The organism is Providencia sp. Me31A, assembly GCF_050487165.1.
In the GTDB taxonomy this organism is placed as follows: domain Bacteria; phylum Pseudomonadota; class Gammaproteobacteria; order Enterobacterales; family Enterobacteriaceae; genus Providencia.
Map to the genome: position 1 here is coordinate 1 of NZ_JBKQGZ010000043.1, position 10,140 is coordinate 10,140.

Genomic DNA, 10,140 nt, shown 5'->3' on the forward strand with positions numbered 1-10,140 from the left:
ATTTCAGAACGGCGATAATCTGATGTTCAGTAAATCGGGCTTTACGCATAGCGATCTCCTCAGGATACATATCAGTATGGATGAAGATCTCTGAAAGTGAATGGGACTTTTTTCCGGGATACTTACAGTAAGAGCACGGCTCAACATACAGCGGCTTCTGTTTGGGGGAGTGGCTCAACAACAGGCGGGTATGCACATAGCTGTAATACTTCACTAGTTGGAATTGAAGTTCTGGCCACCGAACATAATGACCTTCCATTAATACTGGATGAGCTGAAAGCGGCTAACCCTAAAATGGTGGGGCAAATTGCTTATATGTTGGCACTCGGACAGGGTAAAGTCCGAGGAACTAAAGATGTTACTTTACGTGATACTCTACAATGGCGAACGCTTGTTCTAGCTTCTAGTGAAGATGCTTTTGAAAACTATCTCAAAGCAGCGGGTGAAGCTATAGCGGCAGGTCAGCAAGCTCGATTTGTCGATATACCTGCGATTGTTAGTGATGAATTGGGTGTGTTTGATGATATCCATAGTATGTCCTCCGCGAAAGCATTTGCTGACAGTCTCAATACTTTATCTACTCAATACTATGGTTCTGCCGGCATTCACTGGCTCGAAAAGTTAACACATATTGAACGCTCAGAGTTAATGCCAAAGCTTGAGGCATATATTACCCAATTTAAGACTATGTATCGTCCCGATAATGCAAGCTCTCAGCTTGACCGAGTATTAGAACGTTTTGCGCTATGCGCGGCTGCGGGTGAGTATGCGATTGAGTCGGGCGTAACAGGTTGGGGCAATGGTGAAGCTATTAAAGGCGTAGGTTCCTGTTTTAATAACTATGTTGAAGAACGAGGAACGGTAGGGGACTTAGAAAGTGTTAATGGTATTAGGCAACTTTGCGCCTATTTGAGTACACACCGCGAATCCCGCTTTAAGCAGATAGGTGTCAATTCTTCATTGTCTACCTTTGACGGCTATTATGTTCGCAATCAAGCTCCAGATGCTTCAATTGGTGATTTTGTCGATGAAACCACAGATAACACTGATGAAGTTATAGATGCTGGTGGGGTGTATTGGGTAACGGCTGATGCTATGCGAGATAGGGTATTAGCCAACTGTAACATGGAAATGACATTAGCCGAGCTGCATAAAGTTGGCGCGCTAATTGGTGTTAAAGAAGCCCAAGAGCTAAATGGGCAGTTTAAATTTGAATATAACCCAAGGGCTTACAATCCTATCGACGGTAAGCGGAAGCGTTACTATCGTATTGATGAAACGAAGTTAGAATTATAAGATACATATTGAGTCAAACCGAACATTAGAAGAGTCCTTCAGTCTTGCAATATCACACTCTTTATTACTTTAGTAAGTTTAATAAAGAGTGTTTATGTTGCAAACACGGTTCATTAATATGATTTTGGTGCGTTCGATAATTATACAACTTATTACTTTGAGTATTAATAAAACACGCCAATAACGAATGAATAGGACTAATATATAGTTTCTATAGTTTAAAATATTCTATTAATTATTAGTTGAAAATCATTTTTTAAGTCCTAAGCCGTTAACTAAAACATTAGTAAGTAATTTATTTAGTTCCTTTTCTCTAGGTGCAGCTATAAAACTTATTTTTTTTCCATTGCTTAATTTATTTTTTTCTTCGATAAATTCTTTAGGGATTTTAGAGTTGATTATCATAATTAACTCATCAACATCAGCATTTTCTTTAAAATAATCAGAAATCCATTCGGCTTTGAATAAATTAGCGTTTGACTTGGCTTCAATGGCGATTACTTTATCAGCATAAGATAAAATAAAATCAACATATTTTCCATTTGATAACTCAAAATTGAGGTTTTTATGAGCAGCAATAAATTTATCTATATTTTTTTTAACATTTGTTTCAAAGTTAAGTTCTGACTCAAATATTTTTTTAACTTCTTCGTCAGTGACATTTAATGTGGTAAAAAATTTTAGTTTTTTCCCATCTTTATTTTTAACAAGAATTTCGCTTTGTATCTTTTTAAATGCTCGGTCTACAAGAAATTTTTTCACAAGAATTGCAATTGTAGGAATCATAGCTCCAGCTAAAAATAAACTAATTAACTCATCCATTATACTTTTTCCTTAATGCCAGTTAATATCAGGCTAATTGTATATAGTGTGCCACCGATTACCATGTGGCTATCAAAGCCAAAGGTTTTATCTAATGGGAATTTTAATGATATATAACAAGACCATGTCCAACAGAAAAGAAATATAAAAACAGCTAACCATAATATTGGCATAAATAAAGCTTCAGCCTTCGACATTGCAATAACATCATTGTGACCAGGAATAGGTTTTACTTTAGGTTTTATTAGAGGCATTAAAAAGGATAATCCAGCAGCTGCAAGGGTTGGTCCTGTAAACCCTGAAGAATCAACAGATAGCATAGTTCTTAAACCCCATTCAAATCCAAGTAATGTGAGGGGGAATCCATAAATTAGTAAAGCATACATTTTTTCAGAAATATCCTTGTTCAGAGCTTAGTGTTAGCTGAAATTTTGTATGTAAATACAATTTTTTCGTTGGGTGAGCAAAATATTAAAAGAATATTAACTCATTTTCTGAAATTTACAACAGATTACAATTGGAGTTGAAATAAATGGGATTAAAATACATTATCTTTTTACCTTGCTTTTTTAAGGAGTGGGGATACATAACTATAAATCGTCTTTTCAGCGATAACCTTATCAACCTCACAGTTCTTGTTAAATGGATGTAATCTAGCATAACTTTCTGACCCTACAGGGTTGCTTTCTATCCATTCTTGGTATTTAGCATCTACTTGAGCTGTTAGCTCTGCTTTAGTTATTTTCCCCGTATTTGTATTTATTACCTGTTTTGCCCATTCGATCATTTGTACCTTGATTGGGCCATAGTAAATATCACTTTTGGCTTTGGCGGCTTTTCTTTTTTTAGATTTTAAGTCAAGGTTATCAAAGTCGTTGATTGTTTCAGCGTCAAATTGTTGTTTAGCTAAGACAGCAAAGGCTAAGTTATTAGCCGCAAGTAAAGCTTGTTCTAATAGAATTCCCGCGTTTCCATTGCTACCAAGTACAGCACAAGCCCCAACTATAGGTATTATTTTATTACTCTCTGATAATGGTGAAACTATGAAATATTGCCATACATCGCTATCAATTTTGGTCAACTCGGTAACTGTGACGAATGGCTCATAAACTAAGTCCCATACGCTTAAGTAATATAATGCTTGGCTAATATCATCTTCTGATAACGTAGAAAGCAGGTGGATACACCAATGGGCCGAGGAGTAGACAGATAAATCTAAGCTATCCTCGTTATAGGGTGAAAATAGTACTTTAGCCTTGTTGATATTTTCTAGAGTGAACAGATCTTTGCTCATGTTATTCACCAACAACCCGTAAGCCCTTAATACATTCTGCGGCTGTCATGTCACCAGTTGCAGCACCTTTAACAAATTGCCCCCACCAATCCATAATAGCCTTTCGTTGTTCAAGATAAGTTGAGCGGTTATAGGCTGCACGTACCGAATTCTTCTCTCTATGGGCTAGCACGGCTTCAATAGCATCTGGCATGAACTCTTGTTCGTTCATCGCAGTACTGGCGATAGCGCGCATTCCATGAGCAGTTAGTAAGCCTTCAAATCCCATACGTTTAAGGGCCATGTTAGCTGTTTGGCTATTCATCGATTTTGAAGGTTCAGAACGATGAGGAAAGACAAATTCTCTGTGGCCTGAAATAGGTTTCATGACTTCTAAGATATCGAGAGCAGGTTGGTTTAATGGGATTGTATGTGCATGGCCCATCTTCATGGTTTCAGCGGGCACATTCCAAAACTTGTTATCAAAGTCAATTTCAGACCAACGAGCTTGTACGGCTTCTCCTGGTCGAGTAACGGTTAGTAATTGCCATTCAATAACTAAACGCGTTGATAATTCAATTTGTGCAACAGATAGCGCACGCATTAACCGAGGAAGCTCATCGGGCTTTAGTGTCGGGTTATGCTTTTTCTTAGGCTTAGGAAACGCCTTACTAACGGTAGTAAACGGATTGGCATCAATAATCCCCGCATTCATCGCAAAGTCCATTATTTCAACTGTGCGTTGAGTAAGGCGCTTTATTGTCTCTAAATTTCCTCTTGCTTGAATAGGCTTTAATATTTCCACCAGCATAGGGGCTTTGAGTAAAGAGACTGGTATCTTACCTAATTTTGGAAAAATATCTTTTTCGAGTGAACGCCATACATCATTTGCGTAGTCGGGAGTAACAGTCGTTCTTTTAATGGCTATCCAGCGAGTAGCAACTTTTTCAAGAGTATGACTATTTTCCTCTTGCGCTATAGCTTGTTGCTGTTTACCCCAATCAAGAGGATCAATATTTTGTGCCAGTAATACTTTGTACTCATCTTTGATTTTACGGGCGTCAGCTAATCCAATAGCAGGGTATTCACCAATGGCTATCATTGTGCGTTTTTGTGTAAGCGGCTTGTAGTGTTGTTGTATTAGCGGGTAATACAATTGGTCGCAAGCCTGAAAATGGCGGTAATGGAAATGGCTATAACGAAAGCGATATCTCATACACATTAACGAAAGTAGATCGCCATGGTGTTAGCGTAAATAACATCGTACGCAGATTGACTCCTATTGAATGTGAACGCCTACAGGGCTTTCCTGATAATCACACCAAAGTACCTTTCAAAGACAAATCTATTGATGATTGCCCAGATGGTCACCGTTATCGCGCCCTTGGCAACTCTATGGCTGTACCGGTCATGCGTTGGATTGGTGAACGCATTTGCAATGCAGTAGCGCTAGCCATTCCGCAAAGTGATTACGTTAAAAAGCTCAATGCGTTGAAATTGCAAGCAGCCCACGAACTTAAAGAGGTTGGGGATCAGTGGAGAACACCCGAGGAATTATTTTGGGGTATTAACTCTATCTATGGACCGTTTACGCTCGATCTATTCACTGATGGACAGAATAGCAAGTGCCCTCATTTCTATACAGCCGAAGATAACGCATTAACACAGGATTGGTCAGCGAAGTTAAAAGAAATTGGCGGTGTTGCTTTTGGTAACCCTCCGTACTCACGCAGTTCATATCATGAAAAACAAGCTATTACAGGCGTAGGACACATCATGAATCATGCGTTTTCAATGCGTGAAAAAGGCGGCAGATACGTCTTTTTATCAAAGGCAGCGATGAGCGAAGCGTGGTGGCCAGAAAATGCAGATCATGTTTGCTTTATTCGGGGTCGTCTTGGGTTTGAACTCCCCGAATGGTTTAACCCTGCCGATGAAACTCAAGTTCCATCTGGTGCACGTTTCTCCGGAGCAATTGTTGTATTCGATAAAACATGGACCGGTAAAGCATTTGATTACATCAGTCGCGAAGAATTAGAACAGCGCGGGAAAGCATTTATAGAGCAAGCGCAGTGGTTAGCTAAAAAACTAGAGGTGGCAGCGTGAGTACTAAGCGTATGCGTGAATACACTAAGTTAGTCAAAACCTTTAAGGATAGAGCTTTTGGTCGTGATGATTTGCTGCTTGAGCTCAATATGAAAAGTGCTGGTGGTTCAACTCTGCGACTTCAATCATTAGAAAAGCAAGGAATTATCTATCCAGTCGGTGATGGGCTATACCGCATTTCTGATAACAGCGAGCAGATATTAGATGAGTTAAAAAACAACTCTAGCGCATCAATTGGTATCAAAGATTCATCGTTGCTTGCCCTAGTAAAACGCTTTGATACTTTGCTGGCGGAGGTTAGATAGTGAAAAACAAAATGCCAGAAATTCATCAATGTAAATGTGGAAGTGAAGATCTGCACATTCAAACCCTAGAATATCGCACTTGGTTTTATGTTTATTGTCATAGCTGCGGAAAAAAAAGCCCCGCAGTAAACGATAGAACCGAGGCTGTGAAATTATGGAATGAGGTTGTGACAAATGGCTAGCAATAAGTGTATGTTCTGTGGGGGCAATGCTGATTTGCATTGCGATGGCGTTATTTGCTACATCGGTGAGCGAAATGATAGTGGCGTACTATCCCGATTCTCATCGGCTTACACTTGCGACGCTCCTATGTGTGCAAGTTGTTCCACTTTCCATGGAAATCTTCACTGGCGCAAGGGGCGCTCAGGTGGCTGTGAATCAATTGATTATTGCCCTATTTGCGAAAGTCAGGAAATAGGCTTTGGTCGCAATTATATATTTGATGACATTGGGCAGGTTAAAATTTATCGCCAAGCTCACTACTCCAAGTTTAATTCAGCTAAAGGTAATCACTTATCTGCTACCCGAGGCGGGGGACAAATATGTCTGGATCTCTAAGCCTTGTCCTACCTTTCCCTCCAAGCGTTAATGCGTGCTGGCGGAATATAAACGGTAAAACGTTAATCAGTGCGAAAGGGCGTGCGTTTCGGGCTAATGCAATAGCAGCGGTATATCAGCAATTACGTAAAAGACCTGTGTCGATAGAAGAAAATGTATCTGTCATTGTGAAAATGTACCCACCAACTAATCACAGAAGAGACATAGATAATTTTTTAAAAGCGCCATTTGATGCCCTTACCTATGCGAACGTATGGAAAGATGACAAGCAAGTAAGGCACGTAGATATACGATGGTGTGAAGTAGTCAAAGGTGGTCGATTTGAAATTGAGATAAGGCCTCTCAATGCAGAAGTGGAGAAAATATCATGAGTTACCAATGGATATTAACCCCCATCATTATTCCTGAAGTTAAGGCTGTTATGTTTAGACCAGGAGCAAGCCTTAACATGTTTAATGACAGAATGCTGATCTCGACATTACCAGAGGAACTGAAAAATAAACCATTTGGCCTTATCTCTCTTTCTGACCAATACCTCAGCGATTTGGTTGATGATGAACGGGCATCAAAACCTGTATTAAATTTAACCATCGATCCCGAGCCACCAGCTAGCTTGATGTTAAAGCCAAAGTTTAAACGCTGGACAAGCGACGAATACCTTAAGTGGGTTAAATCACAACCATGTTGTGTCTGTAACTCTATCGCGCATGACGTACATCACCTAATCGGTCATGGTCAGGGCGGAATGGGTACTAAGGCCCATGATTTGTTCACTATTTCATTGTGTCGCATTCACCACAGCGAATTGCATAAAGACCCTAATGGGTGAGAGCGGGAGCACGGAAGCCAAATAATTTTGTTATTTAAATTTCTAGATCGGTCTATTGGTCTGGGCGTTTTTGGTTGATAAAGGCGGATATCATGAAATTAGAAAATGTACTTAAAAATTTTCACCCTAAGTCACCCACATTCGGCAATGTAGCTGGCTGCACATCCCCAGACCGTTTAACAGGTACTGATATTATGGCGGCTGTGGGCATGACTGAATCACAAGCTGAATTCGGTATGGAGGCATTTTTGGCGAAAAATGATATCAGCGAAGAGGATAAGTTTTCTACGGTAGAAGCCTTAACCCAATACGCTAAAAAAATCACACCTAAGCTAGTGGCTAAAGCTGCAGGTAAAAAGTTGGGTTATTGCCTAATTATTCTGGCCAAGATGGCATTTGAAGATTATGCCCGTTCAGCGGGTTCAGTATGCCAGTGTTCAGCGTGTAGCGGTAAAGGCCTTATTTATAAGCGTAAGGACGTCATTAAACATCCTGGTATAACGAGACTAGACGGAACAGTGGTTATTGAGCCATGGATTGAAAATGAAAAGGTGGATGAGTTATGTGTTTCTTGCAATGGAAAAGGGCAAATGGCACACCGTTGTCGTTGTAAAGGGCGTGGTAAAGTATTAGATGAAGCACAAACTAAGCAGCAGGGCGTTCCTGTATTTAAAGATTGTCCTCGTTGTGCTGGTAAGGGGTTCAATCGTGTGCCGTCATCAGTAGCATTTAATGCAATAAGGCATTTAGTACCTGACCTTAACGAAAGAACATGGCGTAGAAATTGGAAGCCGTTCTATGAAAAATTAACAAGTAAGTGCTTTATTGAAGAAAGCATAGCGGAGCAAGCATTTAGTAAGGTGATAAAATAAACAAGGGTAGTCAATTACTTTTCTATGTTTTAGAATCGAATTAAATATCCTGAACGGGTAGTTTTTAACTAATTAGTTTTATAGATAGGCCATTATGGATATTGAATTGAGAAGCATAATTAAGGAAATATATGAGTGATGTAGATATCAGTTCTTTTGATTACAATGATATAGGTCGTGTTTATGATTTTAAGTCACCTTTACATGTAGGTGAGTATTTTGCGTTAGAATTAACAAGCCCTATCCCTCCGGGTTCGGTACCTGTTGTAGATCAAGATTCAGGTATGTGCATTGGGTATTTGTTCGGTATTTCTGGTGTTTATGATGTCTATGATGCAACAGGGGAATACTTGGGGAAGTATGAACTTCCTTTGGAATCACCTTTAATTGACCCCTTAGATATAATTTTACTAGGGGGATGGTTTTTAAAAAATGGAGCTAAGCTTGTCACCCTTTTAAAAGGGGGAGGTGCATCTTTAGTAAAGGCTGGTTCTATCAAATTAACCGAGCATCTAGTTTCTCTTTTGCGTGGACGTCTTAAGCTAGGTTTATCTCCTAGGGCTTTAAAGTTTTTACCTCAAGCAGCAGCTCACATGGATGATATTAATAGATATGTTCCAGTTACATTGATTGAGAGAGCAATAAGGTATGGCAAAAGAGGAGCTGATTATAAAGCAGTTGTTGATAAAGGCTTTAAGCGTTATGAAATAAAAATGACGAAATACCGGCTTAAGGATAAAGGAAAGCAAATCTACGAAAAGCAAGACTATATTCTTGAGGTGGTTGTGAATGAAAGAGACTGGGTTGTCAAACATTTTCTATATAAATAATAAGGATGACTATGTTTTATTTAAACGATGGCTATAGCACTTTATCTTTAGAAGAAACCGCCTTTAATAGGAATGATTCAGCAGAAATTGATGCATATGATTATTTTAGTACTGACATTCAACTCAAATCTGAGGTGTTTAGCTTTAGTTTGAAAAATATTGATGTATATATTTTTCATTTAAAAGAAATTATTAACGGAATAAACCTATTAATTAAAGAGGAAAGCGCTGGTTTTGTACTCTCTTTGTATCATGATGTTATGGTATTAAACTTTCAGCGAAATGATGATGGAATATCATACCGCATTACAGTAGAACTAAAATCATTGACAGATGGGGAGTTTTCGTTGAAGGGAAATATGTATATAACGAATGATACAATGGTTGGCCTATATAATGATATTAAATATTTCTTGAGCGCCTATGAGTAACCAATTATTATTGTAACCTTATATTTTTATATAAAGGTTACAATCTTATTTAATAAATACTTTCTTCTTTAATACTATATCCAGATGTTGATGCCATTAAGTGTTTCCAAGTTATATCTCTATAATCTAGAAGTATAATTTCTTCGGGCTGCCTATCATTATGAGATACAGAATTTGGATAGTCGTAAGTTATATTCTTTATACTCGCTTTCTGTAGTGTAATACTATAGTACTTTTCTTGGGATCCATTCTGGCTTGTACGAAAAAAGTCAAGCTGGCAGTCAAGAGTTTCATTATTAGATATAGCCATACCTAGTAATGGTGATGATTTATCAATAGGTTTTATTATTTCTAATGGGTGGTGATGGGAATTCTGAGATCGTGATATTGAATGCCTTACTGCCAATACTAAGATTTGATCTTCATGTCCCCGCTGATACTTATTCCCAATAGAATCATATGTTGAACAATCACTCGAGATAAGCCCCTGCCTATCCCCTCTAAGGGTCATATAGATAATATTAGCCATTTGATTCTCCTATTAATTATTATTCCATTTACTATGTCTAAAAAACAATACCAGATCGATACAGGTGAAATGCCAACGTCATTTTGTATTTACACCTTTATTGATGGAATATGAATTCCACTTAAGTTTAGCAAAAGAAAGGCTTACATTATACTTGTCTACATATGGGACTTCCCTTGTTATGGTGGCTGATAATATCATAATGCATATTTTATGATCAGGGATTACTATCATGGACGAAAAGTCTCTTTACGCCCGAATACTCAATTTATCCCCTCCTTGGAGTGTC

Annotated in this window: 14 protein-coding genes; 9 read left to right on the forward strand and 5 right to left on the reverse strand. The window is 38.5% G+C overall.

What is annotated here, in order from left to right:
- Nucleotides 1–96: 96 nt before the first annotated feature.
- Nucleotides 97–1,296: a DUF927 domain-containing protein gene (locus tag ACLPIE_RS21820; RefSeq protein WP_430263738.1), complete on the forward strand. Its 1,200-nt coding sequence runs from the start codon at nucleotides 97–99 to the stop codon at nucleotides 1,294–1,296.
- Nucleotides 1,297–1,545: 249 nt separating this feature from the next.
- Here ACLPIE_RS21820 and ACLPIE_RS21825 read toward each other — a convergent pair whose 3' ends face one another.
- The 4 genes from ACLPIE_RS21825 to ACLPIE_RS21840 form a co-directional block, all read right to left on the reverse strand.
- Nucleotides 1,546–2,118: a hypothetical protein gene (locus ACLPIE_RS21825; protein WP_430263739.1), complete on the reverse strand. Its 573-nt coding sequence runs from the start codon at nucleotides 2,116–2,118 to the stop codon at nucleotides 1,546–1,548.
- Nucleotides 2,118–2,504, reverse strand: a complete 387-nt coding sequence (locus ACLPIE_RS21830) for a hypothetical protein (RefSeq protein WP_430263740.1) — start codon at nucleotides 2,502–2,504, stop codon at nucleotides 2,118–2,120. Before ACLPIE_RS21830 ends, ACLPIE_RS21825 begins: the two co-directional genes overlap by 1 nt.
- A gap of 170 nt (nucleotides 2,505–2,674) precedes the next feature.
- A complete protein-coding gene (locus ACLPIE_RS21835) occupies nucleotides 2,675–3,412 on the reverse strand; it encodes a hypothetical protein (RefSeq protein ID WP_430263741.1) in 738 nt (245 codons plus the stop codon).
- 1 nt (nucleotide 3,413) lies between these two features.
- Nucleotides 3,414–4,613, reverse strand: a complete 1,200-nt coding sequence (locus ACLPIE_RS21840) for an integrase domain-containing protein (protein WP_430263742.1) — start codon at nucleotides 4,611–4,613, stop codon at nucleotides 3,414–3,416.
- 50 nt (nucleotides 4,614–4,663) lie between these two features.
- Here ACLPIE_RS21840 and ACLPIE_RS21845 point away from each other — a divergent pair, with 50 nt between their 5' ends.
- The 8 genes from ACLPIE_RS21845 to ACLPIE_RS21880 all read left to right on the forward strand — a co-directional run bounded on the left by ACLPIE_RS21845 (nucleotide 4,664) and on the right by ACLPIE_RS21880 (nucleotide 9,322).
- Nucleotides 4,664–5,497 (forward strand): phage N-6-adenine-methyltransferase, encoded by an 834-nt coding sequence (locus tag ACLPIE_RS21845; protein ID WP_430263743.1) that lies wholly within the window; start codon nucleotides 4,664–4,666, stop codon nucleotides 5,495–5,497.
- Nucleotides 5,494–5,802 carry a hypothetical protein gene (locus tag ACLPIE_RS21850; RefSeq protein WP_430263744.1) on the forward strand — a complete coding sequence of 103 codons (309 nt, stop codon included), beginning with the start codon at nucleotides 5,494–5,496 and terminating at the stop codon, nucleotides 5,800–5,802. Before ACLPIE_RS21845 ends, ACLPIE_RS21850 begins: the two co-directional genes overlap by 4 nt.
- A gap of 174 nt (nucleotides 5,803–5,976) precedes the next feature.
- On the forward strand, nucleotides 5,977–6,360 hold the full coding sequence (locus tag ACLPIE_RS21855) for a hypothetical protein (protein ID WP_430263745.1): 384 nt from the start codon (nucleotides 5,977–5,979) through the stop codon (nucleotides 6,358–6,360).
- Complete coding sequence (locus tag ACLPIE_RS21860) at nucleotides 6,345–6,731, forward strand: RusA family crossover junction endodeoxyribonuclease (protein ID WP_430263746.1); 387 nt, start codon at nucleotides 6,345–6,347, stop codon at nucleotides 6,729–6,731. Before ACLPIE_RS21855 ends, ACLPIE_RS21860 begins: the two co-directional genes overlap by 16 nt.
- Nucleotides 6,728–7,189, forward strand: a complete 462-nt coding sequence (locus ACLPIE_RS21865; RefSeq protein ID WP_430263747.1) for a DUF968 domain-containing protein — start codon at nucleotides 6,728–6,730, stop codon at nucleotides 7,187–7,189. Before ACLPIE_RS21860 ends, ACLPIE_RS21865 begins: the two co-directional genes overlap by 4 nt.
- 92 nt (nucleotides 7,190–7,281) lie before the next feature.
- Nucleotides 7,282–8,061: an antitermination protein Q gene (locus ACLPIE_RS21870; RefSeq protein WP_430263748.1), complete on the forward strand. Its 780-nt coding sequence runs from the start codon at nucleotides 7,282–7,284 to the stop codon at nucleotides 8,059–8,061.
- A 131-nt stretch (nucleotides 8,062–8,192) separates the two neighbouring features.
- Nucleotides 8,193–8,891 (forward strand): hypothetical protein, encoded by a 699-nt coding sequence (locus ACLPIE_RS21875; RefSeq protein ID WP_430263749.1) that lies wholly within the window; start codon nucleotides 8,193–8,195, stop codon nucleotides 8,889–8,891.
- A gap of 11 nt (nucleotides 8,892–8,902) precedes the next feature.
- Complete coding sequence (locus tag ACLPIE_RS21880) at nucleotides 8,903–9,322, forward strand: hypothetical protein (RefSeq protein WP_430263750.1); 420 nt, start codon at nucleotides 8,903–8,905, stop codon at nucleotides 9,320–9,322.
- A 49-nt stretch (nucleotides 9,323–9,371) separates the two neighbouring features.
- Here the strand turns inward: ACLPIE_RS21880 and ACLPIE_RS21885 are convergent, their stop codons facing one another.
- Nucleotides 9,372–9,851 carry an Hcp family type VI secretion system effector gene (locus ACLPIE_RS21885; protein ID WP_430263751.1) on the reverse strand — a complete coding sequence of 160 codons (480 nt, stop codon included), beginning with the start codon at nucleotides 9,849–9,851 and terminating at the stop codon, nucleotides 9,372–9,374.
- Nucleotides 9,852–10,140: the final 289 nt, after the last annotated feature.

What these genes read in the sequence shown, in the direction of transcription:
- ACLPIE_RS21865 (WP_430263747.1), top strand. Translation starts at nt 6,728, where the DNA reads ATGAGTTACCAATGGATATTAACCCCCATCATTATTCCTGAAGTTAAG.
- ACLPIE_RS21880 (WP_430263750.1), top strand. Translation starts at nt 8,903, where the DNA reads ATGTTTTATTTAAACGATGGCTATAGCACTTTATCTTTAGAAGAAACC.
- ACLPIE_RS21835 (WP_430263741.1), bottom strand. Translation starts at nt 3,412, where the DNA reads ATGAGCAAAGATCTGTTCACTCTAGAAAATATCAACAAGGCTAAAGTA.
- ACLPIE_RS21825 (WP_430263739.1), bottom strand. Translation starts at nt 2,118, where the DNA reads ATGGATGAGTTAATTAGTTTATTTTTAGCTGGAGCTATGATTCCTACA.
- ACLPIE_RS21875 (WP_430263749.1), top strand. Translation starts at nt 8,193, where the DNA reads ATGAGTGATGTAGATATCAGTTCTTTTGATTACAATGATATAGGTCGT.
- ACLPIE_RS21885 (WP_430263751.1), bottom strand. Translation starts at nt 9,851, where the DNA reads ATGGCTAATATTATCTATATGACCCTTAGAGGGGATAGGCAGGGGCTT.
- ACLPIE_RS21830 (WP_430263740.1), bottom strand. Translation starts at nt 2,504, where the DNA reads ATGTATGCTTTACTAATTTATGGATTCCCCCTCACATTACTTGGATTT.
- ACLPIE_RS21840 (WP_430263742.1), bottom strand. Translation starts at nt 4,613, where the DNA reads ATGTGTATGAGATATCGCTTTCGTTATAGCCATTTCCATTACCGCCAT.
- ACLPIE_RS21855 (WP_430263745.1), top strand. Translation starts at nt 5,977, where the DNA reads ATGGCTAGCAATAAGTGTATGTTCTGTGGGGGCAATGCTGATTTGCAT.
- ACLPIE_RS21860 (WP_430263746.1), top strand. Translation starts at nt 6,345, where the DNA reads ATGTCTGGATCTCTAAGCCTTGTCCTACCTTTCCCTCCAAGCGTTAAT.
- ACLPIE_RS21870 (WP_430263748.1), top strand. Translation starts at nt 7,282, where the DNA reads ATGAAATTAGAAAATGTACTTAAAAATTTTCACCCTAAGTCACCCACA.